The sequence below is a fragment of the Candidatus Cyanaurora vandensis genome (genome assembly GCF_013285555.1).
Classification (GTDB): Bacteria; Cyanobacteriota; Cyanobacteriia; order Gloeobacterales; family Anthocerotibacteraceae; genus Cyanaurora; species Cyanaurora vandensis.
In genome coordinates, this window is sequence record NZ_JAAXLT010000012.1 from 1 (window position 1) to 23,356 (window position 23,356).

Here is a 23,356-nt window from a genome sequence, read left to right on the forward strand (position 1 = left end):
CAAGATTGATTGGGGTCGCAGGATTAAAAATAAAGGTAATTCTATAAATGCAAGTTAGATGCGTGTCAGCTTAGAATTTGTTTCTTCTTTGCGTTGAATTATTCCTTAGCAACTATTCCTTTTTTTTAAGGATGCAAGTTTTTCCAGTTGTTCTAAATCCAAGCTAGATTTGGGTGAAGGATTATTCAGAATAAGAATTTTATCTGCAATGAGATCTTTAGCTTTTTCAAATTCTATTGCTTTTTCTTCAGTGCCAAAAGTAATTGTATTCTCGTCTTTAACAGCCTCAAAAGCACCATCTCTAGCTTCTATTCCTTAAAGTGTGAATTGAAAAACCCAACTGTAATGTCAGGTTTCTTAAACTGAACTGCAACTATACTTCTATGAGGAATTTTTTCTCGCCAGCAGAGTGACTGCTAAAAATTCCTCCAACTCTTTTAATAATAATTACTGAAACTGGAATTATTAAGTTCCCACTCCGTCCTTCAAATAGATTGTCATACTTATGTGGATTCAGTTTCTCTAGAAAACTTTTTTAATTGTTTCAAAGATACTACTATTCAAAAAAGTAACTGCATTTTGAACCGAACTAGCTTGAAGCGATGTAATTTCTGCGGGCATATTCTTAAGTCTTAGATAGATAAACCCAAATGAGATACAACTAGATGCTTGATACTGAAAATCTTGAATTTCTTAGTATTGAATATGTTGGTTTGTGGCGGTGATTGAGGAACAATAATGTGGTAGTGATGACAAATAGTGTGTTAATTGACAAAAAAACAGTCTCCCGGCATGGCCTAGGAGACTGTATCAAAAGCTGCATTTGGGAATGAAGTACCGTCAATATACTGTCCACGTCTGACCCCGGTGAAAAAAGTCATATTTTTTAATCTTTCGGCTCTTCCGCAGGTACTTCGCTCACTTCTTGGCGTTTGCGGGGGTAGTCCCTTGCTTCCAAATCCACTTGGTTGAGCTCCTGTTGAAAGGCTTGTTGAAACTCGCGTGAGGCGTTGCGGACCCGACGGGTAAACCCCCCTACCGTCCGGGCCAGTTCCGGGAGTCCGCCCGGTCCAAAGACCAGCAGGGCTACCACAAAAATCACCACCAATTCTAGGGGACCGACCCCCAAAAAACCATCCATGACAATTTCCTCTACCTATTTAGTAGTATAGGTCTCCCGATTTTCCCACAGCGGGTAGTTAGACCGGGGCTTCGACCTGCCGCCGGGTACGGACCACCATCTGAAAATCGGCTGGCGGCGAGAGGGTGACGCTGCGGCGCACGGGTTGGAGGTCAGCTTGGGTACAAAGCTCTAGGTCTACGCGCAAGAGAATAGCGGCGAGGACCAGTTTCAGTTCGTATAGGGCGAAGGCCATCCCCAGACAGCGGCGGTTTGCCCCACCGAAGGGCATATATTCGTAGGGCGTGAACTGCCGTTCTAGAAAGCGTTCGGGCCGGAACTGCTTGGACTGGGGATAGATTTCGGGGCGGTGGTGGGTGAGGTAGATGCAGGGGATGAGGGCGGTATCCGTGGGATAGGTGTAGCCCTGGAAGGTAAAGGGTTCCTTGACAACCCGCCCAAAACCGATTAGAGCGACGGGGTAGAGACGCAGGGTCTCCTGGGAGACCGCCGTGAGGTAGGGCAGGCTTCCCCATTGGGCGGGGTTGGTGCCTATAAGTTCGCTGAGGAGTTTAGCGTGGACGCCTGGGGTGTGGTGGACCCAGTACAAGGCCCAGGTGAGGGCGGTGGCAGTGGTTTCGTGACCCGCCACCAAGAGGGTGATTAACTCATCGCGCAATTCCTGGTCGCTCATCCCCGCCCCAGTTTCGTCCACTGCCGCCATCAGCATATTCAACTCCCCGTCCAATAACAGGACCGAATGGTCGCCGAGCAGGGGTTGTAACATCGTGTTGGCTTGACCAATACTGAACTGGCGGCTATCGGTGGCGTAGAGTTCCTGGATTGCTTTGGGGTTACTGAAAAAGACAAGTGTATCAACCTCCCAAATCCCGAACCGGGCGGTGAAGGGGTCGCCGTAGCGAGCAGCAGTATCTTCGAGGAAAGCCAGGGGACGGTTAATCCAATCCATCAGTTCCAGGAGCGGGAGTCGGGCTGAACCGGGCGGCAGTTTCATCCATGGGTCCCCAAAACTACCTAGATTGAAACATAGAAACCATGTTGGGAGTAGCAAGCCATGGACAAAATTCTGCTCAGACACTTGGAATTTTATGGCTATACCGGGGTCCATCCTGAGGAAAAACGCCTGGGTCAACGATTTCGAGTGGATCTGGCGATTACCTTGGACCTCAAGCTAGCGGGTTGCAGTGATGAACTAGCGGATACCCTGGACTACGGTTCGCTGGTCAAAGCAATCGAAACTGTCGTCACCCAAGCTCACTTCAACTTGATCGAACGGTTAGCTGAACAGGTGGCCCAGGTAGTCCTCGCCCACGCTCAGGTCCAGTCAGTCCACGTCACCCTCACCAAATGCCATCCGCCCGTGCCAGGGAACTTTGAAGTGGCGGTGGTGATTGAGCGGGAACGGTCCACTGGCTCTGTTTAAAACCATACAAAATTGGACCGCGCCGCATACCCTTAGCACCCAATCAATTTGAGTAAGGGTACTATAAGCAAGCTTGCTGAGCAGATGAGCGGCTTAGCTTTTAGATGCGTCCGTCCTGATTGTCTCGGTAGGACTAAGTATTTATCCTCATAGATTGGCTAAGATAGACGCTGGTCCCAGGAGAACTGCCGATGTTTTACCGTTTGGCTGACCAATACCGCCAATTTAACCATGACTTGGTGGTCAACCTCCAGGCGTTGGCTTTGGTGTTGGCCCGTCGGGGCTACATGGCTTCTTGTTATACCTGTGGCGAAGACCAAGGGAACGCTTCTTTTATTGTCAGCCTTGCTCCAGGCCATTTGGTCCGCTTTATGGTCTCGGACTGTGGCATTGCCTGGACTGAGCTTCAAAATGACCGCGAACTGATGAAGCTAGAGGGGGCTGAGGCCATTGCCCAACTCCAGGAATTGGCGGAGCGGCTCAAAAAAGACCTCTCCCCTCAAGTTAAGGCCGCAGTTCTACATTGAGCCGAGGAAGATTCCAGGTCTGGACCGTATTGAAATATAGGGAATCCGCCGCTTGGGCCACGGTCCAACCCGCCGTCCCGAACAAATCCTGGTCTCCCAGCATTGCCAGTCCATCAAAGGCTCCCAAAGAGAGGGCGGGTGTGTCAGGTTGAGCCACGAAAGGGGCAGGGGTACGTCCGTCCCTTTCAGCAACGAGGACTTGGGCTACATGATCTGCTTGTTGGAGCGTGCGCGTGGATGAGTGAGCTTCAATTAAGCCCCCCAGCGCATAGATGCGGGGATAGTCCACCAGTTGCAAAGTCTGGTTAACTCGAAAGTACCCCCCTTCCCGTAACTGAGGTGCTTCCTCTTCTAAACGCTGAGCAGTGGTCCCCGTCGCCCAAAAAATTGTTTGACTCGTTAGGTCTTGAGTACCCGTGGGACCTTCAAGGACCAGTTGTCCAGGGCGGACGCGCTTGACACGGGTCTGGGTCTGGACAAAAACGCGGTTACGCAAGAGCCAGTCCTTTGCCCACTCACCCTGGACTGACCGCCAGCCCGGAAGCAGTTGGTCGCCTTGGTGGAGGAGATAGACCTGGATTGCGCCTGCTTGCCCTCCATAACGGTTACGCCAACGACGGGCGAGATGGACCAATTCTGCCGCCAGAGCTACCCCGGTCTCCCCACCACCCACCACTACCCAGCGCAAAAGAGCTGGGTCACACCGTTGGGCCTCCAGATCCTGCTGCATCTTGGCCCAGTGGGCGAGGACAGCCTCAGTCTCCGCCAGCGTATAGGTACTCAAGCCCAGACGCTCACTACCGGGCACTAGGTGAGCAGTGGTACTGCCATAGGCCAGAATTACCCGGTCGGATTGGACTGAATGATGGTCAGTATCTACCTGGGCCAAGTCCGGGTCAAAGGCCACGGCGGGTTCCTGAATCCAACGCACCCCATTGGGTAAAAGCTTGCTGTAAAGGAGCAGACTCTCTTTGAGAGGGCGGCGGAGGCTCGCAACCGCGCCGAGACGAGTACGCAGGACGTGGTGGGGACTGGGTTCAATCAGCGTGATGTCAAACCCCTGGGGGGCTAACTGTTGGATGAGGCGCAGGCCCGCATAGCCCGCACCGACGACGGTAAGCTGCATAGTCTATTCAACTCCGAGGAGCTTGCGCCAGGGTGAGAATCCACCCGTCTTTGCTGCTACGGCTGGGAGTCGGTCTTTAAGGGACTGGTTTTCGCGGTGGAGCTCTTCGAGTTGGGCTTGGACCGTGTTAAGGTCATGCCGTAATTCCTGAATGATGGGTAGGAACTCAGCCGATAGACGGGCATAGGCTTCCTCCACCAAGGCCGGGTCTAGTCCTTGGGCTGAGGGATTGGCCTGGACGAGCCGATGGGTGAGGGCCAAAAAGCGTTCTAGTTCCTGAGGGTCAATCAGCGTTGGCGTGTTGGCAGGCTCGTGCTGCTCACGGGGAGAGGTTTTCAGACGATTCTCGGCAATCCAACGGCGGACGGTACGGACACTACGTCCGGTGATCCGGGATACGTCAAGCAGGGTTAAATAGGGCTTCACAGATTCCTTCCTTTGCGTCCCCTGTTGTCATACTGACAGGGCACTGACAACACTACAGGCTAGGCTCCTAGAGGGGATTCAATGTATACAAAACTTATCTTGGGGTTTAGTTGATCTTGATGAGTCCCTATGGTTTGTTGGTATCGTGTATGCCCCACGCTTGGGTACACAGTCAGCGGTTAGGAGAGATGGATGGCAATCAAAGGAACCAGCGGCAGTAACATCGCACGTCCCCGGTTTTTTAACACCGTTATGGTGGAGACCATTGAGGGGGCGAACGCCGAGGAGCGATACTTCAATCCGGGCGAGATTAATTCAATGGTCGGTTACTTCAGCGATGCCCAGCGTCGCCTTGCCATCGTCCAACTCCTCAGTGCCAACAGTGAGACGATTGTCTCGCGGGCCGCAGGCCGTATTTTCTCTGGTGGGTCAGCGATGGCCTACTCGCCCCAGCAGATGAGCCGCCAACGCATTGAGCGCGATAAGACTGCAACCCTAGTGCGGACCACCGGGGGCACTGACCAGCCCATCGGTAACGAGGTCATCATTGAGGACAAGGGCGGATTTCTAGAGCGGTTGAAGGGTTTCTTTGGGTTGGGGGCGGTTCAGGAAGAAGTCCAGACCGGGAACTTCCAGCCCATCTCGATTGCTGTTTATGGTCCCGAGCGGATGCAAAAATCCCTACGGGACATGGATTGGTTTTTACGCTACGTCAACTACGCCCTAGTTGCCGGGGACAGTAACATTTTGCGCCTCAACTGCTTGGGTCTACGGGAGCTGCTAGAGAAAGCCTGCTCCATTGATGCCACAGTGGTCGCCGTCCAAGAGATGCGTCGCGCCTCCCTGGGCTACCTCAAGTCTGCTGAAGATAAAGACCTAGTAGGTTCCTACTTCGATGTGATTACCCGTTCGCTCAACGCCGATAAGTCCGACACGCTCTCGGATGTGGTCCGCCCCAGTAGCCCCGACCGCGCTGGTCTGGTCCTCCCGGCAATCTACGCGCTAGCCGGTCAGAAACGCGCCGCCTTCAAGATGTCCAACGCGATGTCCGGCTCTGAAAAAGAGCGGGTCGTGCGGGCCGCTTACCGTCAGGTATTCGAGCGCGACTTGTTGCCCTACGGACAGAGCGTTTCTTACCTGGATTCCAAGGTCAAGAGCGGCGAGATCTCGGTCAAAGAGTACATCGGGCAGTTGGGCAAGTCTGAGCTTTACCGCAAACAATTTTTTGAGCCTTTCATCAACTCTCGCGCCCTGGAACTGGCCTTCAAACACTTCCTGGGCCGTGCGCCGGAGTCACGGGCGGAAGTGCAGAAGTACTACTCCATCGTGGCGAGTAAGGGTTTAGCGGGTCTGGTGGATAGCTTAGTGGAGAGTGATGAGTACGGGCGGATTTTTGGGGAGGACACGGTTCCCTACCTGCGCGATCTAGGTCAAGAAGCCCAGCCCTCTTGGAACTGGGGTGCGGCCTACGACCTTTACAACTACGCGGCCCCTCAGCGCAAAATACCCCAATTCATCACGTTATTTGCCGATTACACCAAGCCTTTGCCCAACCAACATCCCTACGGTGCGGGCAATGACCCGCTGGAGATCCAGTTCGGGGCTATCTTCAAATCGGCGACTAAGAACCCCTCGGATCGTCCCGCCCCAATTGGCAAGGATGTCCAACGGATCTTGATTCGCACGGGTAACCCCATCACCAATGAGCGCGGTAGTCTCACCGGGGCCACCGCAGACCCGACGACCCTCTCGCCCCAGATCTTCAAGCTGACCCAGAATAACCGGCGGGTACCGGGCCGCAGTGGGCTGATTAGCAACGCCGGGGTCTTAGGCGGGGTGGAAGTGAACACCCAGGCCGTGATCCGGGCGGCCTATCAACAGGTCTTTGGACGGCAACTCTACGAAGGCCAACGGCTGAACCGCGCTGAGATCAAGCTAGAGAACGGTGAAATCTCCGTCAAGGAATTCATCCGGGACCTGGCCTCCTCAGAGGTCTTCCGTAAGCTCTACTGGCAGAATCTCTACGTCTGTAAGTCCATTGAGTACATCCACCGCCGTCTCTTGGGCCGTCCTACCTACGGGCGCGACGAGACCAACCGTTACTACGACCTAGCCTACAAAAAGGGCTTCCTCGGCGTGGTCAACGCTATTTTCGAGACGACGGAGTACGACGATGCCTTTGGGGACGATGTGGTGCCCTACGAACGCTACATTACGCCAGCCGGTCTGTCCCTGCGTAAGGTCCGTACTGGGACCTTCGAGACGACCATCCCCTTGCCTACCACTACGCCCGATTTCGTTACCAAAGGTACGGCTCCCAGTCGTGCCCTACCCCAGGTCATGGCTGCCATTAACCAAGGGGTCGCTAAGAAGCGGGACCAACGGGTCATCTTCAAGCAATCGGATCTGCGCTCCCTGATGGAAGTAGAGCAGCTAATCCGGGCCTGTTATCGTCAGGTCTTCGAGCGGGACATGGACAACTACCGGGTGAGTGCCAGCTTCACCGCCCTAGAATCCAAGCTGCGTAACGGCGAGATTTCAGTTAAAGAGTTCATCCGGGGGATCGCCACCTCCGACTTGTACCGCAAACAGTTCTTCACCCCCTATCCCCCCACCAAAAATATTGAGTTGACCCTCAAGCATCTAATGGGACGGGCGACTAAGGACCAAGTGGAGCTGCGCAAGTACAACAACGTCATTGCAAAAGAAGGCTTCAAACCGCTCATTGATGCCATCCTCAACTCCGAGGAGTACGCCACGGCCTTTGGGGAGGACACGGTCCCCTACAACCGTTACCCGACCCTACCCGCCGCCAACTTCCCCAACACCGAACGCCTCTACACCCAACTCACCCGGCAGTCGGCTGAAATCGTCGTCCCCAGCTTCACGACGGTCCGCTTGCCCCAGGGGATGGACATGGGCGACACTCCCTTGATGCGCGAGGGCATGGCCCAGGTCCAAGCCGCCGCCCGTAAAGTCGAGCTAGACAAACCCCTCTTTATCCAGTACGGCACGGCCCTACGCGGGACCGAGGGCGACCCCTACACCGTGGGGACCCGTCGCAACCTCTTGCCCATCTACCAAGTCACCAACGGGGCTAGCCCCGGCGAGACCCAATCGGCAATCCGGGCGGCCTATCGTCAGGTCTTTGAGCGGGACCTGCCGGAGAATCAACGGCTCTCTATCCCCGAATCGCGCCTGAAAAACGGGGAACTTAACGTCCGTGAGTTCATCCGCGAGTTGGCCCAGTCCGAGACCTACCGTAAGCAGTTCTACGAGCCCTACCCCAACACCAAGGTGACGGAGTTCCTGTTCAAGCACCTGTTGGGCCGTGCTCCCAGCACCCAAGCAGAGATCCAACTCTACAACCGGGTCATGGCGAGTCTGGGGCTGAAGGCGGCGATTGAGACTATGCTCAACAGTGCCGAGTACGCGGCGGTCTTCGGGGAGGATGTGGTGCCCTACAAGCGGTTCCCGACCCTACCCATCGGGACCTACCTCGCCAGTGTCGCCACCAATGACGAGTTTATCCGCCAGTCCGCGTCCAGCTACTCCCCCTCTTACGCTGGCTTCAGCTACACGTCCTAGGAGGTCCGATGCAGCCGATTATTTTACGCAACACCAACGCCCGTCGGCCCATCCAGGGCCGTCCCAACCTCGACAGCTACAACAAGGATCTCCAGACGTGGTCGGCGGCTTCTCAGACCCAGTACGCCTTAGAAAAAGCGCGGCTGATGTCCACCCCTGCCCTGCGCGGGGCCAACATTGGGACCGTACCGGGCGGGCTCTTGGGCCGTCGCGCTGGGGGCCAATCCCAGCCGGAACGCCGCTACCGCTGGACTCTGCTCCAGACCAAGGCGCAAAAAGAAGCTCTCCTGGGTGCAATTTACCGTCAGGTGCTAGAGCGGGCCTTACCCGAGGGGAGCCGTCTCAATGAAGAGGAATCACGCCTGACCAACGGTGAAATCACTGTCCGCGAATTCATCCGCATCCTGGCGAGTTCGGACCTATGGGTGCAGCAGTTTTTCGTCAAGTACCCCAACATCAAGGTGGTCGAGAAGCTGTTCAAACACCTGCTGGGCCGTGCTCCCAGTAACCAAGAGGAAATTATCAAGTACCACGGTCTCCTCTCGAAAAAGGGCCTCAAGGGGATTGTGGATGCTTTGATGACCTCTAATGAGTACACGGAAGTCTTTGGTGATGACCTAGTGCCTTTCCCGCGCTACAAGTCTGACCCCCAGCGCGGTTTGGATACCAGGGCCTACCTGGGCAGTTTGCAGATCAATTCCCAGCAGACCTTTCAAAATAACAAGGTCAACTTCCCCAGTTTCGGGCCGGGTTCCTGGACTGGGAACGAGCAAAAACCGCTGCTCCGCGTCCAAGAACAGATTTTTGCGGTGGGTAAAGGGGCGAGTGTGGACCAAGTAATCCGGGCCGCCTACCGACAGGTCCTCGAAAAGGAACCCACGGAAATCCAACGGCTCAGTGAAGCTGAATCGCGGTTTCGTAACGGTGAATGGACAGTCAAAGAGTTAGTCCGCGCCTTGGGTTTCTCGGAGTTGTACCTAAAGTTGTACTTGGCGCGTTGGGATAATTGCAAGGTTGCTGAGTTCAACTACAAGCACTTTTTGGGTCGTCAGCCCTCCTCGGCCCGAGAGTTACGGGAACATACCAACATTCTTGGTCAAAAGGGTCGCCGGGCGGCGGTGGACGCGCTCCTCAATAGTGAGGAATATACCATCAATTTTGGGGATGATACCGTTCCCTATTACCGCCTCCAGTCTGAGCGTTACGCCGGGACGGTAGACGCGCCGACCTTGACCTACTTGCGCTCCCGTACGCAGGTTCGAGTTGCTTTGCTCAAGTCCACGGTTCCTGCTTATAGCACTTTGTGAAGGAGATGATTATTTTGAACGCGCTCGGCTATAAGGGTAAGGAGGTGAGTCTGATGGACTAAATCTAGGGTCCAAGATCAACTCCTGGGGGTTGATTCTGTGTCAGGCTTATCTCATAAACCCAGGGATCTGTTCTTGTTCTTGCATCAACTTGGGAGGATTTAAAATGAGTGTTGTTACCAAAGCGATTGTCAGTGCTGATGCGGAAGCTCGTTACTTGAGCCCCGGCGAACTAGACCGGATTCGTGGTTTTGTCAGCAGCGGCGAACGTCGTTTGCGGGTAGCCCAGGGTTTGACCGAAGGCCGTGAGCGCATCATCAAGCAAGCGGGCGACCAATTGTTCCAAAAGCGTCCTGACCTGGTTTCGCCCGGTGGGAATGCCTACGGTTCCGAGAAGACCGCCACTTGCCTACGCGACCTCGACTACTACCTGCGCTTGGTCACCTTTGGGGTGGTTGCTGGCGATGTGACCCCCATCGAAGAGATTGGTGTCATCGGTGTCAAAGAAATGTACCGTTCCCTCGAAGTGCCCCTACCCGGCATGGTCGAAGGGGTCAAAGCCATGAAGAACGTCGTTACCGGCATGATGTCTGGTGATGACGCTGCTGAAGTAGGTTACTACTTCGACTACTTGGTCGGTGCTCTGTCCTAGTCCTGTAAACCCATTTGCGAGAATTTCACCATGCAAGACGCAATCACCGCTGTTATCAATACCTATGACGTGCAGGGCAAGTACTTTGATGCTTCCGCCTTCGAGAAGCTCAAAGCCTACTACGCCACGGGCGAAGTGCGCGTCCGCGCCGCCGGGACCATCTCTGCCAACGCCGCCACGATCATCAAAGAAGCCGCTGCCAAGCTGTTCTCTTCTCAGCCCGACCTAGTTCGTCCCGGTGGGAACGCCTACACCACCCGTCGCTATGCGGCCTGCATCCGCGATATGGACTATTTCCTGCGCTATGCTACCTACGCGATGTTGGCGGGCGACCCCTCCATCTTGGATGAGCGGGTCCTCAACGGCCTCAAAGAGACCTATAACTCCTTGGGCGTGCCCATCTCCTCGATTGTGCAGAGCATCCAGGCGATGAAAGAAGTAACCAGTTCTTTGGTCGGTTCCGCCGCTGCCAAAGAAATGGGCGTCTACTTTGATTACCTCTCCTCTGGCTTGAGCTAAACCGTGTCGGGGGTGGGTCAGTCCTACCCCCGCACCCTTCCCCAAGTAGGACCCCTAGGAGGTAAGTGATGGCCCGGACTATTTTCATCACGGCTTGTATTCCCCGGCGCACCAAGGGTGTGGATGAGAGCCGCGAGATCCAGAATGTTTACTTCACTAAGCGCATTAGCTACGACCAGTTCAACCCCGAGTACCAGCGTATCCATCGCCAGGGCGGAACGATTTTGAAGATTGAGGCAATGGGCAGTTAACCACACGCAGTAGGGAGTACCGACATGACACGCTTGTTCAAGATCACCGCACTGATCCCCAGTTACAAAAAGGTCCGCAACGGACGGGAACTTCAGAATACTTATTTCACTAAGCTGGTGGAATATGACCGCTGGTTCATGGAGCAACAACGCATCCAGAAACAGGGCGGTAAAATCCTCAGCGTCAAAATGGTAGCGGGTAAAGTGGGTGCCAACACCGGCGTGATGTAGGTCCTTATCTCGTCAGACCAGACCTCTGTTCTTAAGGGCAGGGGTTATTTTAATAGGCATAAATTTCTTAATATTTGACCAAGCGTAGTATTAGAGAGTTGCTAGAATCAGGTTATGAACCCAAGGCTTAAAAGAATTAAAATTCAGGGATACAGGCCCTTTGGCGATTTCCAAGCGTCTCTTGGGTCATTAGAAGTTTTAATTGGGGCAAATGGGGCTGGGAAGTCCAGCCTTTTTGAATTCCTCAAGTTTCTACGCGATAGCCTTCACGATGACATCCCGCCTGAAATAATTTCGGGGGCTGTAGGTCAACAGATTTTTCATGCTCCAGGACCAGAAAGATTCCAATGGGATATAGAGATTGATATGGGTCGTCCAATTTCAATTACCTATCAAGGACAATTGCTTGGTCCGATTGGAAAAACGCGCATTACTTATGAACGTATTCAATCCACAAAACCTTTAGGGAAAAAACATAAGAATTCCTTTGTATTCATGGATATTAAAAATAGTTCAGGGGTGATTTATGATCCTGAATCGCTCAGTCTTAAAAGACAAGAAATTGTTCTCAAACGCCCAAATCAGTTAGCCCTAGGCACAGTTACAAACCCAGCTTTAGTAACTCTTTACGACTTACGTGAACATATTCGCAGTTGGAGATTTTATAGTTCTTTTAACATTAATAACAGTAAGATCAGAAAGTCAATCCTTACAGAACAAGAGCCTATATTACATGAAGATGCAGGTAATTTAAGTTCCCTTTTATTTTATTTAATGACAGAACATCAATCTATTTTTGATGAGCTACAACAACATTTGAGGTCTGTCATTGCTGGCTTTAAAGGGATGTCGGTAAAGGCCCGTGGCGGTCCTGGGGAAGTTGGCGAGAAGCCGGGGTTGAAACTGAGCTGAGTCTCGCGGATCTATCGGATGGAATTCTCCGTTTAATATGCTGGATTGTTCTTTGCTTACAGCCGAATCCTCCGTCTCTCATTTGTATTGACGAACCGGATCAAGGAGTTCATCCCCGGACCTTACCTTTGCTCGCTGGATTATTTGAAAAAGCCTGCGACCGGACGCAAATTCTACTCGCAACCCACGCATCTTATTTCCTTATGCAGTTTGAATTTTCAAGACTTGCCGTAATGCGGAAAGAAAATGGAGAGGCAAAGTTTTTAAAACCAGCAGATTCAAAAATTTTATTAGCTAATCTTAAAGATTTTGGATTAGAGGAAATTGAAAAAATGCACCGGAGCGATGAATTGGAGCGGCGGCCTTGAAAGTCTTAGTTTATATAGAAGGTCCCTCCGACAAAGCTGCTCTCGAAGTCCTTCTGGCTCCTTTAATTCTAAAAAAACAGGAGGAGGGTATTGCTATTGAATTTCTTATTCTAGGTACTGGAGATGCAAAAAAATCCGTTTTACTTAAAGTTCCCCAAAAAGCAGCAAACATAATTCTCAATGACTCCACTGCTATTGTTATTGCGATGCCCGACCTATATCCCAAGAATAAGGGTTTTCCACACGAGACGAAGGAAGCTCTCTATGCTGGAATTCGTCATAGATTTGTCCAAGATTTAGAGAAAAAGGGAGTTTCTGATGATCCGCACTATTCAGATCGCTTCAAGGTGTTTTGCTTCAAGCATGATTTTGAAGTTTTAATTCTTGCGGCAGAAGCAGTATTGAAAAATTACCTCGGTGTATCTTCCCTACCCCGCACCTGGAGACTTCCGGTTGAGGATCAAAATCATAGCAAGTTTCCTAAATCAGTTGTTGAAGAGCTATAAATAGCCACACCATCGGTAGGTGTCAATAGATTAGAAGGACCCCATTGACAATGACAATTATTCAGTTTCAATTCTTCTTTTTAGGCAGGATTTAGGGGGAGCTCTGGATGGTAGAGGTCCCCAAGATTGACTGTAAGTTGCCTAAGAGACGCTGGTTCTCGGGAGGAGTACCAACTGTGACACGCAGACCCCCGTGGGTTAGCCGGACGAGACTACCCCGTTGGGCTAGTTCCCGGTGGATGCGTGGAGCCTCAGGGACTTGGCAAAAGATAAAGTTGGTGACGGTGGGCCAGTGATGGATGTCTAATTGCTCCAGACCACTAATTAACTGTTCACGTTCGGCGAGGACCAGGGGTACAACGGTTAGGAGTTCCTGGTGGTGAGTGAGGGCTAATTCCGCCGCTGCCAGGGAGAGCGCAGTGAGGTTATAGGGGAGCCGGACTTTTTCGAGGGCAGTGACTAGATAAGGTTGGGCAATGACGTAACCCACTCGGTAAGCCGCTAGCCGAAAAGCTTTCGATAGGGTCCGCAATACCACCCAGTTCGGACGCTGGGCCAACTCGGCAACCACCGTCGAGCCACTGAACTCGTAATAGGCTTCATCCAAGACTACGAGTAAATCTTCGGGCAGACCCCGCAAAAAATCCAACTCCGCTGCGGTCAAGGGCGTACCCGTGGGGCTATTAGGTGCGGCTAAAAAAAGTATGCCGACATTCTCTTGGGCCAATACCCGCGTTAGAGCCGCCAAATCTAAGCTAAAAGACTCCGGGTTGCGCGGCGTCATGAAGTAAGGGACACCCAGGGTTTCAGCCACAATCCGATACATCGAAAAGGTCGGCTCTGCACTGAGCACCCCCCGTCCCTGCCCCAGACAACTCACCATGATCAGGGAACGAATCAGTTCATCAGAACCGTTGCCCACCGTGATCCCGTCGGCAGTTACCCCGCTATAATCCGCTAGCAAGCCGCGTAGGACTTGAAAATCCCCCGAGGGATAGCGATGGCCTTGGACTTGTCCCGCCGCAAATCCCAACTTATCCTGAAACCAAGCGGGCAGTGGATAACCGACTTCATTGGCATCAAGTTTATCCTCATCGCCAACGACGGGAGCAATATAGGAGTGGAGTTTTGCTAAATCGGGGCGCAGGAGAGCCATAGCTAGGACCAATGAGAAATCTACTTATAACATTCCAGAGGCTTACGATATATTAAAATGCAATCCCGAGCCTGGAATTCTGATTATTATAAAAGAGTCGTGAGCAACCCAGAAGAAACCCAGTCGCTCCCTCAAATGTTCTGGTTGTTGTGTACCTTAGGCCAGCATTTGAATTGCCGACGCACAGTGTGGCCCTTGAATCTCGTAACGGTTGATACGCCCAATCCTGGTGGTTAGGGAGCAACCGACAAGCCGTTGGTCTTCACCGTAACCTGTTAAGTGAATTTGGGTGTGCCTCAGCCTACATGCGCTGGGGCCACTGTGTTTTGAGGGGTTAGCGAACTTGGGTGTAGACGACATCGGAGAGCGCGGGGATCTCAGCGTAACGTCCCACGGCACTCTGGAAAATGCTGAACCCGCAAGCTCCAAAAATCCCCAGGAAAATCGTGTTACTAATCACCTGAATGAACATCCTGAAGGCATCGAAGCTCCCAAGGATTTGTCCAAAGAAGCGAAAGAACAGCAGGTTTAGTAACCAGACAATCACCATCAACAAGAAGGCTTGCATCACGTTATAGCGGATGAAATGACTAACCTTGGGATTGTTGATGACAAAAGCAATTAAAAGAATAAAGACGAGGATACTGCCGAAGGGATTGTCGGTGAATACCGTGAAGGGAGCAATCACTAGGGCCAGCGGTTGTAAAAACGCAAACTGCTCAATCAAACTCTCGCCGTAACCCAAAGCCGTAGCCAGAGGTAGCAAGTAGACTAAACTCGCGAATACTCGATCCGTTGGACCATTTGCACCACGCCACATGGGGTTGGTCTCCACATTTTCTTTTCCTAGCTTAGCTCAGATCCTAGCTCTGGGGTTTGGACCCACTGAAAACCCATCTGGCAAGCGAGGACCATGACCCCCATAGGTTGATCCTAGGCTCCTGACTAGGTGCGTCAACCCCGTTTATTGCGCGGGTAAGTGCGAAATAAATCTTTCCAGGCCATGACAGTTTGTGCCCCAATCTGGAACTGACTGACCCCGTCTTCAGGATGGTACGCACGGGCCGGGATGTTTTGTACGGGGGACTTGAGTAACGCAGCGATGAAGTCCGGGGGCAGAATAAATTGATTCTTGGTCTTGGTCTGTAATCCGCCTAACACCAGTTGGTAAGGGATATTGATACCGTTGATCGGCAGTCCCATCTCCGGTCCAGCGGGGACCCGCACCCCGTTGTCTGCCAGCAAAGCTCCCCGTAAACGCCAGACCTGATTGCCAATCCGCAGGGCTAACTCCTCTACAGGCGGGAAACTCGCGCAGAAGTTAGAACCATCTAAGAGGACGGTAACCGTAGCGTAAGGGGTCCCACTCCCGCCCAAAGCTCCACTCTGGGTCTGCCTTGTGCCCTTGGGGTAAAAAAGCCAGTAAGTAACGAAATCCTGGGCACAACCTAGGGGATTGGGGCTAGAGTCTACATCTTTAACACCCAAATAGTGGTAGCCCTCGAAAGTATCTTCCACCCGAAATAATGTGCTTCGGGGTAAGCCGTTACGGTCAAAGGGGACCTGCACCGTGGGTAGGGTAGCTGGCGCGACCGGAGCCGCCAACAGAAGTAAGCCGAGTAGGGGCATCTAACTTCCCTCAGTGAGCTACTCCTACTCTAGGGGTAGTAGAAACCCTTGACTAGACCCTAGCCCTGGAGTTTTCTAGAAAAGGGAGAAACTGACAACTTATCTCTAGAAAGAGGCCGGACCTTAGGGTGAACCGCCAGATTAGAAGCCAAGGACTGGGGATGCTGGTGTCGCAACAAACTGTTACAATTGGCCCCATGGAAACGCTCACTGAAAGCCGCCTGTTACGACTGGAAGAGACGACCACCGCCGGGGCGCAACGCTACTACAAGCCGGACGCGATTGAGGAGTATTACCGGGACCGTTGGGGCGACCAAGTACGCCGGGTATTCCAAGTTCTCGGACCGATTCTATTTTTCATACTTCAACTAGGGTTAGACCGAATGACGGGTCAGCTCAGCCAGAACCAGCCTCAACGCGCCCGTCAGTTATTACAAATTATGAATGGGCTGGGTCCTTTTTACATCAAGATCGGGCAGGCCCTCTCCACGCGGCCTGATCTCGTGCCGCCAGCCTATCTGGAGCAGTTGACCCAGTTGCAGGACAATGTCCCGCCTTTTCCCAATGAAGAAGCCTTTGCCTTAATTACTGAGGAGTTGGGCCAGACGCCTGCTGAGGTCTACCAGACGATCAGTGCCCAGCCCATTGCCTCAGCCTCTTTGGGACAGGTCTACCGGGGTACGCTCAAGACGGGTGAAGAAGTCGCGATCAAAGTCCAACGCCCGGAACTATTACCAGTTGTCACTCTAGACCTCTTTTTGCTACGGCGGAGCTTAGCTTGGGCTAAAGGAAACTTCCCCAAGATCTTTAAAAGTGATGTCGTCGCTATTCTGGACGAGTTCGGCACCAAACTTTTTGAGGAGATGGACTATATCCAGGAGGGCCGCAACGCTGAACGGTTTGCCCAACTTCTCAAAGCCCTCCCGGAAATCCACGTGCCCCGGATCTACTGGGATTTCACCCAGCGGCGCGTCCTGACGATGGAGTGGATTGATGGGATCAAGCTCACCAAGGTTGAAGCGGTCCGAGAAGCGGGGTTGGACGCAAACCAGATCATCGGGGTCGGCGTCCAGTCTTCACTGAGACAGTTGATGGAGTACGGTTTTTTCCACGCTGACCCCCACCCCGGCAACTTGATGGCGATGCGCGACGGTCGGTTAGCCTACCTCGACTTTGGGATGATGAGTGAGGTCACGCCTGAGCAACGCTACGGGCTGCTTGAAGCGGTGGTTCATCTGGTCAACCGGGATTTTGACGCGCTATCACGGGATTACGTGAAACTGGGTTTTTTGGAACCCGATACGGACTTGAGCCTGATCACGCCCGCTCTACAACTGGTTTTTGGGAGTGCTCTCGGCGCGAGTGTAGCGGACCTCAACTTCAAAAGCATCACCGATAAGCTCTCAGGCGTGATGTATGACCTACCCTTCCGGGTACCCGCCTACTACGCCCTGATCATCCGTTCTCTGGTGACACTAGAAGGAATTGCCATCAATGTAAACCGGGACTTTAAAGTTCTGGAAGTGGCTTATCCCTACGTGGCGAACCGCTTCTTAACCGACGAATCCCCCGAACTGCGCCGTTCCTTGCAGGAATTGTTGTTTCAGGACAACCGTTTCCGCTGGAACCGCCTAGAGAACTTGCTCAAAAACGCCAAGGGTGCCCGCGAATATACTTGGGAACGCACCCTGGACCAAGTATTAGAGTTTCTGTTCTCCGAGCGGGGCGAGACCATCCGCGAACGGATGCTTGAGGAACTTTTCACCCCCGACGACAAGGGGATTACGGGCTATGAACGGTTGAGTTCCCTGCTCAACCAGTCTGGGAGCACCCCATCCTTGACCACGACCCTACAACGTGCCCTACCTATTGCGACGCGGGTGTTAGCCCGGCCCGAGGGACGGCAATTGACCCAGCAGTTAGCTAACCGCTGGTTTGAACAGCAGGCTGTCCGGTTGTTGCGCCGGGTCTTGGCGGGCGATGTACGTAATTAACCTGATTTTTGCTAGATGAATTGCTTTTCTAGAGAAGCCCCGAGGACAGAAGGGTACAATATCGTGGTAAAACCTTGTTCAAAGTGGGATACTAGCTGGGGTCGGTAACTTACGTGATTAGGCCGGGGGGATGGGATGGAGCGAGTTAAGCACCTGTTATTGGTAGATGATGACCCACACTTCGTCATGTTGATGGGAGACTTCTTAGAGAAGCGCGGTTTTCAAGTGAGTCGCGCCAATGATGGTCGGCAGGGACTTGAGATGGCCCAACGACAAAACCCAGACCTGATCGTTTGTGACATTATGATGCCACACATGAACGGCTATGAACTGGTCCAACAACTCCGGGAACAACCCCTCCAAAGAGTGTGGACCCCAGTAATCTTTCTATCGGCTAGGGGTGAACTGATTGACCGCATCAAGGGACTCCAAGAAGGGGCCGATGCCTACCTTGTCAAACCCTTCGAGCCGGATGAATTGATTGCCCTTATTGATTCTTTGATCCGGCGGACTCAAACCACCTCTAGCCGTCTGCCGCTGACTAACACCCTAGGTCCTGCTGCTAGCTGTAGCTTTGATGACCTGACCCCTACCGAACAACGGGTCCTCTCCTTAGTCGTTCGGGGGCTTGCTAACAAACTCATTGCGAAGGAAATGAAGGTCAGCCAACGCACTGTCGAGAGTCATGTCAGCAGCATTCTCCAAAAAACAAGTTTCACTAACCGGACTGAGCTTACCCGTTGGACCCTGGAAAATCATTATTTCGATAGTTAGCTGTGGGCTTTAGGCCAAGTGAAGTTAAACGTTGCTCCTTGGTTCAAAACCGATTCCACCCAGATCCGGCCCCCTTGCCCTTCCACAATCTTTTTCACGAGGGCAAGGCCGATCCCTGTACTCTCCACTTTGTCACGGGCCTGGAGCGTCTGGAAAATGACAAAGATCTTTTCGTGGAAAGCCGGACTGATCCCCGGTCCATCGTCCTTGACTGAGAATTTATAAAAATCGTCCTGTTCTGCAACCGAGATATCCACCCGGCCCTCCTTACGGTGGTGATACTTGAGGGCATTGCCGATCAAGTTAGCGAAGACCTGCTCTAGGGGTAGTTGTTCAGCAAGGAAGACAGGCATTCCCGGCCCAACCATGACCGTGAAACCCGGTGCCGGAGCTAGGGTGTCAATCACCTCAGCCAGGAGTTGGGCTACCTCTACCATCTGCGGGGGCATCCCAGCGCGGCCCACCCGCGAGTATTGGAGGAGCCCATTGATTAGGTCTTCCATCCGGTGGACTCGGCCCCGCATTAGGTTCATTTGGTGCTGCGTCGTCTCATCTAGTTTGTCTACTAGGTCCTCTTCAATCCACTGGGAGAGGTTGGCAATGGCTCTAAGGGGAGCTTTGAGGTCGTGGGAAATGACATAGGCAAACTGGTCGAGTTCTTGGTTGCGTTTGATGAGACTGCCGCTGGTCAGGGTGAGGGTCTGGGTGAGACGGGATAGTTCTCTGGCACGTTCTTCAAGGATCTGGGCAGTTCTTCTGGTCGTCAGTGTCGGTACAGGTCCCAATCCATTTGATAATCTGGCCCCGACTATCGTGTATGGGTAACGCCCGTCCGAGATGCCAGCGGTAAGTCCCATCACCAGCCCGTTTGAAGCGGTACTCCACTTCGTAATCTGTCCCGGTCTGGACGGAGTGGGTCCAGCGGTCAACACAGTTCTGAAGATCGTCGGGATGTAAGACGGGTTGCCAACCCGAACCCTGAGTCTCGGCTAGGGTCAGCCCGGTATACTCAAACCAACGCTGGTTATAGTAGTCCAAATTCCCATCGGGTTGAGCCGTCCAAACAATCTGGGGGAGCGCGTCGGTGAGGGAGCGAAAACGGGCCTCACTCGCTTTGAGTTGTTCGGTCTGACGAAAGGTGGCAGCGATCGCTGTCTCATAGCGTTGGGCTAGCTCAATCAATTGTTTACGCGTGAAATAAGCCAAGACTCCTGCTAAAGCTAGGGCAATGGCAATACTCAAAAAAACCACCGCCGGGACAAATTGCTGGGCAGTCTGACTGCGGCTATCGCGGAGAGCTTCTTCTTCAATAATCATGGTGCCAATATTCTCGCGTAGCTGATCCATCTGGACCTTCCCTACCAATTGGAGTGTAATGTCCTGATAATTCCCCCCCTGCTGTCTGAGGTCAATGAGTCGGCGATTATAAGCTTGCACTTGGTCTAAGTCTTGTCTCACTATGCCTAGGCGTTCTCGCTGGGTAGAGTTTTCTTGAAGTAGTAGCTGCAATTCATCTACAACGGGAGGAATTTTCTTTCTACCGAACTCGTAGGGTTCCAAGAAGTCCAGTTCACCCGTCAGTAGATAGCCCCGGACCCCCGTTTCCATATCTATGCTTCGTTTCAGGAGTAGGTACATCCTCACGATCACTTGGTCCGTCTGTTCGACGCGCTGGGTGACGGTGAAGAGGTAGCTCAACTGCCAGAGCAGCACCCCAGTCAACAACAACATCAGGACGACCGGGAGGATGATGGTACGGGTCAGAACTTTTTGGAAATCCGCATTATTGATCGGTAAAAACATGGCTTGGCCCGATTCGGTAAATTGAGACGCTATTAAAAAATGTACTCGCTCTCCCTCTGAATCGGGGACTTCCTCAAGCTGGACACCCTGGGGTATTAGGATATAGAAGGTTACACGAGGCTATGCATGGAACTGACCACCATTGCCCCCCAACGGCTGGTTCGGGGTTGGGATGTGCTCAATACCCTGGGCGAATATCTCCAGCCTTGGGGTACACGAATTTTTGTTATTAGTGGGGACCAAACTCAGGCACGTTTTGCTCAAGCCCTGACCTACGCCTTACCTAGCTTTACCCTGGTTTGGGGTAACTATGGACTGGACTGTACTGAAGTTTCGCACCGTCAACTCGTGGCCCAAGCGCAATCAATTCAGGGGGTCATCGGACTCGGCGGCGGTAAGGCTCTCGATATGGCGAAATGGGTCGCCCACACCCTTCATCTACCTGTCGCCACGCTCCCCACCACAGCGGCGACCTGTGCGGCTTGGGCACCTTTGAGTAATGTCTATTCCGCCGCCGGGACTTGGCTCTATGGCCTACCCCTGCCTAAGGCTCCCGAACTCTTATTGCTTGACTACAACTTGGTGCTGAGTGCCCCGCCCCGGACGCTAGTTGCCGGGATTGGCGATGGTTTGGCGAAGTGGTATGAGGCTTCGGTGAGTAGTGGTCAGCAGGAAGACGCGCTGGTGATGGGCGCGGTCCAGCAGGCGCGGACCCTGCGCGACCTCCTCCTTTTGAAAGGACAACAGGCCCTTGCCCAACCGGGGGGCACGGCTTGGACACAGGTGGTGGATGCCAATATTTGTCTCGCGGGGTTAGTTGGTGGTTTGGGGGGCGACCGTTGCCGGACCGTGGCGGCCCATGCAGTCCACAATGCTTTGACGACGCTCAGCACGACCCGTCGGAGTCTCCACGGCGAAAAAGTCGCCTACGGGATCTTGATCCAACTCCACCTCGAAGAGATGGCGGGCAATCGGTTAGCGGAGATTGCTCGTCAGCAGTTAGTTACTTTTTATCGTCAAATCGGTCTGCCCCTCAGCTTGCGGGACCTGCACCTAGGCCCCCTAGACCGCGCCATGCTGACCCAAGTAGCGCAAGCGGCCTGTCAACCCGGTTCCGATGTCCATCTCTTACCCTTCACGGTCACGCCTCAGCAACTTCTGCAAGCGATGCTCCGCGATGAAGTGGGGTTGCGCTTGTAAAGCTGGCCCCCTACCCCCAGCACGTGGAGTAGGGGAGCAAGAACTAAGAATGCTCTTCTGTATTTTCTTCCGCCTTCTGCCTTAGTCCCCCACTAGCCTATGCCCGGCAGGGTATGGGGCGGAGGGGCCTTAATCCATCGTTGACTTCAACTTTTGGATTTTGGCTTTGAGAGTGTTGTCTTCTTCATAGCTAACGATGGTTTCTAGGTTGGCGAGGCGTTCTTCTAACTGTTTAAGTTGTGGTGCAGAGATCGGCGGGGTGGTTTTACCAAAAGCTCCCCAGACCGCAGCCGTACTGATCGCCGTTCCCACAACCACTGCTAGGGGAATCAAAGGACTCTCGGTGATAGCCGCAAGGGGAATGGAGATCCCCAGCATCCCGGTGGCATAGCCCCAGATCTTGGTCGTCATGGTGTAACGGATTTCCTGGGGTTCATCGGGCTTTTGACGATTCATGGCTTAACTCCTACTAACATTTTGGCTGCCTGAATGCCCCAGGGAACGTAAACGCTGGACTTTGCCCTTGAGATCATTATCCTCAAAACTAACAATAGTTTCCAAATTAGCAAGGCGGTCGGTCAGGACTTTTAATTCATCTGAGGTGAGCATTTGAACCGCCGGCTTACCAAAAAACCAGACCGCAATCGTGGCTAAGGACGCGCCGAATACCACCGAGAAGGGTAACAGTAAGATGGCGAACCCCGTCTCTGCTAGTAGCGGAACTATGTCGCCGCTTTCAACCGTCGCTAGTAGGGGAGCTAAGGCCACTGCTAGCATGATCGTCGCGCAGATCCAGATCCCTACGGTTGAACTCACGCGCCCATCTCTAATTTTCTGCATCGAATGTTTCCACAAAATTAGTAATAGTGTAGTCAGTCTCAGCCTATAACTTGTTAGATTTTGCCCTGCTGATGTGTGGTGCTGCATCCGTTACCATCGGAATACCCAGCCGAGAACTCCGATGACCAGTACCCCGATGCGGTTTCGCTATACCAACCTCAGTGCCAAGACCTTCGAGCACCCAGCGGACCGGGCGGCGACGGCGGCCCTCAAACAAATTCCTTTTCTCGATGCCACGATTAAACAATTTATCGCCTTTGGCTATGAGCGGTCCTTGAAACAATATTATTTGGCGAATGCAGTCAAGGTTGGTCCTCAACAGTTGCCCCGGCTCTGGGCGAGTTATCTAGATGTCATTGATGTCCTGGATGTCCCCAAATGCCCGGACCTCTATATTTTGCAGACTCCGGGAGCCAATGCCTTTACCCTGGGCGCGGATGCACCAATCATCGTGATCCAATCTGGGCTGGTTGAACTGCTGGACGGACAGGAGATGCAATCGGTTTTGGCCCACGAGTTAGGGCACGTTCTATCGGAACACGTCATGTACCGCACGGCTCTGATGATTCTGTTGAACTTGAGCCTATCTCAGTTTAATGTCGGCGCGATCCCGCTCCAGGCCTTGCAGTTGGCTCTCCTGGAGTGGTTTCGGGCTTCGGAGTTGAGTTGTGACCGTTGCGCGGCCTTGATGGTCCGGGACCCCGAGGTGATTTGCTCGACGATGATGAAACTCGCCGGGGGTTCCTTAGCCAGTGAGATGAATCTGGGGGCCTTTATCCAACAGGCCGAGGACTACGCCACCTGGAACGATTACACCGACCGCGCCCTGCGTTTCGTCGGGGAACTGGGGACCACCCATCCCTACTCAGTTCTCCGGGTAGCGCGGCTTTTGAACTGGGTCCGCTCGGGGGCCTACGACCGGATTATTGCCGGGGACTACGTGCGCCGGGGCCAGGAACCGCCCGTGGATGTGGAATTTCGCA

The 23,356-nt window shown here is 53.1% G+C and carries 26 protein-coding genes; 15 read left to right on the plus strand and 11 right to left on the minus strand.

Annotated features, from left to right (window positions below):
- Positions 1 to 886: 886 nt before the first annotated feature.
- Entirely contained in the window at positions 887 to 1,141 is a 255-nt protein-coding gene (gene tatB, locus HFM78_RS00715; protein WP_287127494.1) for a Sec-independent protein translocase protein TatB, read from the minus strand.
- A 58-nt stretch (positions 1,142 to 1,199) separates the two neighbouring features.
- Positions 1,200 to 2,135 carry a cytochrome P450 gene (locus HFM78_RS00720; protein ID WP_287127495.1) on the minus strand — a complete coding sequence of 312 codons (936 nt, stop codon included), beginning with the start codon at positions 2,133 to 2,135 and terminating at the stop codon, positions 1,200 to 1,202.
- A 60-nt stretch (positions 2,136 to 2,195) separates the two neighbouring features.
- On the opposite strand from HFM78_RS00720, the gene folB reads away from it, so the two are divergent.
- Positions 2,196 to 2,564 (plus strand): dihydroneopterin aldolase, encoded by a 369-nt coding sequence (gene folB / locus HFM78_RS00725; protein WP_287127496.1) that lies wholly within the window; start codon positions 2,196 to 2,198, stop codon positions 2,562 to 2,564.
- Positions 2,565 to 2,755: 191 nt separating this feature from the next.
- On the plus strand, positions 2,756 to 3,091 hold the full coding sequence (locus tag HFM78_RS00730) for a DUF1815 family protein (RefSeq protein ID WP_287127497.1): 336 nt from the start codon (positions 2,756 to 2,758) through the stop codon (positions 3,089 to 3,091).
- Here the strand turns inward: HFM78_RS00730 and HFM78_RS00735 are convergent.
- Positions 3,069 to 4,217 carry an NAD(P)/FAD-dependent oxidoreductase gene (locus HFM78_RS00735; protein WP_287127498.1) on the minus strand — a complete coding sequence of 383 codons (1,149 nt, stop codon included), beginning with the start codon at positions 4,215 to 4,217 and terminating at the stop codon, positions 3,069 to 3,071. The two genes, HFM78_RS00730 and HFM78_RS00735, sit on opposite strands and share 23 nt — an antisense overlap.
- Before the next feature lie 3 nt (positions 4,218 to 4,220).
- Positions 4,221 to 4,643, minus strand: coding sequence for a helix-turn-helix domain-containing protein (locus HFM78_RS00740; protein WP_287127499.1), 423 nt, complete (start codon positions 4,641 to 4,643; stop codon positions 4,221 to 4,223).
- 192 nt (positions 4,644 to 4,835) lie between these two features.
- On the opposite strand from HFM78_RS00740, the gene HFM78_RS00745 reads away from it, so the two are divergent.
- The 9 genes from HFM78_RS00745 (at position 4,836) to HFM78_RS00785 (ending at position 12,977) form a co-directional block, all read left to right on the plus strand.
- A complete protein-coding gene (locus tag HFM78_RS00745) occupies positions 4,836 to 8,231 on the plus strand; it encodes a phycobilisome rod-core linker polypeptide (protein WP_287127500.1) in 3,396 nt (1,131 codons plus the stop codon).
- An 8-nt stretch (positions 8,232 to 8,239) separates the two neighbouring features.
- On the plus strand, positions 8,240 to 9,538 hold the full coding sequence (locus tag HFM78_RS00750) for a phycobilisome rod-core linker polypeptide (RefSeq protein ID WP_287127501.1): 1,299 nt from the start codon (positions 8,240 to 8,242) through the stop codon (positions 9,536 to 9,538).
- Between the two features lie 166 nt (positions 9,539 to 9,704).
- Positions 9,705 to 10,190, plus strand: coding sequence for an allophycocyanin (locus HFM78_RS00755; protein ID WP_287127502.1), 486 nt, complete (start codon positions 9,705 to 9,707; stop codon positions 10,188 to 10,190).
- A 30-nt stretch (positions 10,191 to 10,220) separates the two neighbouring features.
- Entirely contained in the window at positions 10,221 to 10,709 is a 489-nt protein-coding gene (apcB, locus tag HFM78_RS00760; protein WP_287127503.1) for an allophycocyanin subunit beta, read from the plus strand.
- Between the two features lie 68 nt (positions 10,710 to 10,777).
- Positions 10,778 to 10,960, plus strand: a complete 183-nt coding sequence (locus HFM78_RS00765; RefSeq protein WP_287127504.1) for a phycobilisome linker polypeptide — start codon at positions 10,778 to 10,780, stop codon at positions 10,958 to 10,960.
- Between the two features lie 24 nt (positions 10,961 to 10,984).
- Positions 10,985 to 11,191, plus strand: a complete 207-nt coding sequence (locus tag HFM78_RS00770) for a phycobilisome linker polypeptide (protein WP_287127505.1) — start codon at positions 10,985 to 10,987, stop codon at positions 11,189 to 11,191.
- Positions 11,192 to 11,305: 114 nt separating this feature from the next.
- Complete coding sequence (locus tag HFM78_RS00775; protein WP_287127506.1) at positions 11,306 to 12,103, plus strand: AAA family ATPase; 798 nt, start codon at positions 11,306 to 11,308, stop codon at positions 12,101 to 12,103.
- Between the two features lie 23 nt (positions 12,104 to 12,126).
- Positions 12,127 to 12,471, plus strand: a complete 345-nt coding sequence (locus HFM78_RS00780; protein WP_396034818.1) for an AAA family ATPase — start codon at positions 12,127 to 12,129, stop codon at positions 12,469 to 12,471.
- Complete coding sequence (locus HFM78_RS00785; protein WP_287127507.1) at positions 12,468 to 12,977, plus strand: DUF4276 family protein; 510 nt, start codon at positions 12,468 to 12,470, stop codon at positions 12,975 to 12,977. Before HFM78_RS00780 ends, HFM78_RS00785 begins: the two co-directional genes overlap by 4 nt.
- A gap of 91 nt (positions 12,978 to 13,068) precedes the next feature.
- Here HFM78_RS00785 and HFM78_RS00790 read toward each other — a convergent pair whose 3' ends face one another.
- The 3 genes from HFM78_RS00790 to HFM78_RS00800 form a co-directional block, all read right to left on the minus strand.
- The gene (locus HFM78_RS00790) at positions 13,069 to 14,133 is read right to left on the minus strand and encodes a histidinol-phosphate transaminase (protein WP_287127508.1); all 1,065 of its coding nucleotides are present in this window, start codon (positions 14,131 to 14,133) and stop codon (positions 13,069 to 13,071) included.
- Between the two features lie 334 nt (positions 14,134 to 14,467).
- Positions 14,468 to 14,953 carry a Tic20 family protein gene (locus tag HFM78_RS00795; RefSeq protein ID WP_287127509.1) on the minus strand — a complete coding sequence of 162 codons (486 nt, stop codon included), beginning with the start codon at positions 14,951 to 14,953 and terminating at the stop codon, positions 14,468 to 14,470.
- A gap of 134 nt (positions 14,954 to 15,087) precedes the next feature.
- Positions 15,088 to 15,762 carry a hypothetical protein gene (locus HFM78_RS00800; protein WP_287127510.1) on the minus strand — a complete coding sequence of 225 codons (675 nt, stop codon included), beginning with the start codon at positions 15,760 to 15,762 and terminating at the stop codon, positions 15,088 to 15,090.
- Between the two features lie 197 nt (positions 15,763 to 15,959).
- Here HFM78_RS00800 and HFM78_RS00805 point away from each other — a divergent pair, with 197 nt between their 5' ends.
- On the plus strand, positions 15,960 to 17,756 hold the full coding sequence (locus tag HFM78_RS00805; protein ID WP_287127511.1) for an AarF/ABC1/UbiB kinase family protein: 1,797 nt from the start codon (positions 15,960 to 15,962) through the stop codon (positions 17,754 to 17,756).
- A gap of 135 nt (positions 17,757 to 17,891) precedes the next feature.
- Positions 17,892 to 18,530, plus strand: a complete 639-nt coding sequence (locus HFM78_RS00810; RefSeq protein ID WP_287127512.1) for a response regulator transcription factor — start codon at positions 17,892 to 17,894, stop codon at positions 18,528 to 18,530.
- On the opposite strand, the gene HFM78_RS00815 is transcribed toward HFM78_RS00810, so the two are convergent.
- Positions 18,527 to 19,315: an ATP-binding protein gene (locus tag HFM78_RS00815; RefSeq protein WP_287127513.1), complete on the minus strand. Its 789-nt coding sequence runs from the start codon at positions 19,313 to 19,315 to the stop codon at positions 18,527 to 18,529. The two genes, HFM78_RS00810 and HFM78_RS00815, sit on opposite strands and share 4 nt — an antisense overlap.
- The gene (locus tag HFM78_RS00820; RefSeq protein ID WP_287127514.1) at positions 19,266 to 20,333 is read right to left on the minus strand and encodes a CHASE3 domain-containing protein; all 1,068 of its coding nucleotides are present in this window, start codon (positions 20,331 to 20,333) and stop codon (positions 19,266 to 19,268) included. The genes HFM78_RS00815 and HFM78_RS00820 overlap by 50 nt, the downstream gene beginning before the upstream one ends.
- Before the next feature lie 126 nt (positions 20,334 to 20,459).
- Here HFM78_RS00820 and HFM78_RS00825 point away from each other — a divergent pair, with 126 nt between their 5' ends.
- Positions 20,460 to 21,533, plus strand: a complete 1,074-nt coding sequence (locus tag HFM78_RS00825; protein ID WP_287127515.1) for an iron-containing alcohol dehydrogenase — start codon at positions 20,460 to 20,462, stop codon at positions 21,531 to 21,533.
- A gap of 129 nt (positions 21,534 to 21,662) precedes the next feature.
- Here the strand turns inward: HFM78_RS00825 and HFM78_RS00830 are convergent, their stop codons facing one another.
- Entirely contained in the window at positions 21,663 to 21,989 is a 327-nt protein-coding gene (locus HFM78_RS00830) for a hypothetical protein (protein WP_287127516.1), read from the minus strand.
- 3 nt (positions 21,990 to 21,992) lie between these two features.
- On the minus strand, positions 21,993 to 22,373 hold the full coding sequence (locus tag HFM78_RS00835; RefSeq protein ID WP_287127517.1) for a hypothetical protein: 381 nt from the start codon (positions 22,371 to 22,373) through the stop codon (positions 21,993 to 21,995).
- A gap of 121 nt (positions 22,374 to 22,494) precedes the next feature.
- Between HFM78_RS00835 and HFM78_RS00840 the strand changes: the two genes are divergently transcribed.
- A partial coding sequence (locus HFM78_RS00840) for a M48 family metallopeptidase (protein ID WP_287127518.1) occupies positions 22,495 to 23,356 on the plus strand: 862 nt, incomplete at its 3' end.

Bases quoted from the DNA above. Each gene is read 5' to 3' on its own strand.
- HFM78_RS00830 (WP_287127516.1), bottom strand. From the start codon at position 21,989: ATGAATCGTCAAAAGCCCGATGAACCCCAGGAAATCCGTTACACCATG.
- HFM78_RS00810 (WP_287127512.1), top strand. From the start codon at position 17,892: ATGGAGCGAGTTAAGCACCTGTTATTGGTAGATGATGACCCACACTTC.
- HFM78_RS00720 (WP_287127495.1), bottom strand. From the start codon at position 2,135: ATGAAACTGCCGCCCGGTTCAGCCCGACTCCCGCTCCTGGAACTGATG.
- HFM78_RS00750 (WP_287127501.1), top strand. From the start codon at position 8,240: ATGCAGCCGATTATTTTACGCAACACCAACGCCCGTCGGCCCATCCAG.
- apcB (WP_287127503.1), top strand. From the start codon at position 10,221: ATGCAAGACGCAATCACCGCTGTTATCAATACCTATGACGTGCAGGGC.
- HFM78_RS00775 (WP_287127506.1), top strand. From the start codon at position 11,306: ATGAACCCAAGGCTTAAAAGAATTAAAATTCAGGGATACAGGCCCTTT.
- HFM78_RS00820 (WP_287127514.1), bottom strand. From the start codon at position 20,333: ATGTTTTTACCGATCAATAATGCGGATTTCCAAAAAGTTCTGACCCGT.
- HFM78_RS00730 (WP_287127497.1), top strand. From the start codon at position 2,756: ATGTTTTACCGTTTGGCTGACCAATACCGCCAATTTAACCATGACTTG.
- HFM78_RS00795 (WP_287127509.1), bottom strand. From the start codon at position 14,953: ATGTGGCGTGGTGCAAATGGTCCAACGGATCGAGTATTCGCGAGTTTA.
- HFM78_RS00800 (WP_287127510.1), bottom strand. From the start codon at position 15,762: ATGCCCCTACTCGGCTTACTTCTGTTGGCGGCTCCGGTCGCGCCAGCT.
- HFM78_RS00835 (WP_287127517.1), bottom strand. From the start codon at position 22,373: ATGCAGAAAATTAGAGATGGGCGCGTGAGTTCAACCGTAGGGATCTGG.
- HFM78_RS00770 (WP_287127505.1), top strand. From the start codon at position 10,985: ATGACACGCTTGTTCAAGATCACCGCACTGATCCCCAGTTACAAAAAG.
- HFM78_RS00825 (WP_287127515.1), top strand. From the start codon at position 20,460: ATGGAACTGACCACCATTGCCCCCCAACGGCTGGTTCGGGGTTGGGAT.
- HFM78_RS00745 (WP_287127500.1), top strand. From the start codon at position 4,836: ATGGCAATCAAAGGAACCAGCGGCAGTAACATCGCACGTCCCCGGTTT.
- HFM78_RS00790 (WP_287127508.1), bottom strand. From the start codon at position 14,133: ATGGCTCTCCTGCGCCCCGATTTAGCAAAACTCCACTCCTATATTGCT.
- HFM78_RS00765 (WP_287127504.1), top strand. From the start codon at position 10,778: ATGGCCCGGACTATTTTCATCACGGCTTGTATTCCCCGGCGCACCAAG.
- folB (WP_287127496.1), top strand. From the start codon at position 2,196: ATGGACAAAATTCTGCTCAGACACTTGGAATTTTATGGCTATACCGGG.
- HFM78_RS00735 (WP_287127498.1), bottom strand. From the start codon at position 4,217: ATGCAGCTTACCGTCGTCGGTGCGGGCTATGCGGGCCTGCGCCTCATC.
- HFM78_RS00755 (WP_287127502.1), top strand. From the start codon at position 9,705: ATGAGTGTTGTTACCAAAGCGATTGTCAGTGCTGATGCGGAAGCTCGT.
- HFM78_RS00805 (WP_287127511.1), top strand. From the start codon at position 15,960: ATGGAAACGCTCACTGAAAGCCGCCTGTTACGACTGGAAGAGACGACC.
- tatB (WP_287127494.1), bottom strand. From the start codon at position 1,141: ATGGATGGTTTTTTGGGGGTCGGTCCCCTAGAATTGGTGGTGATTTTT.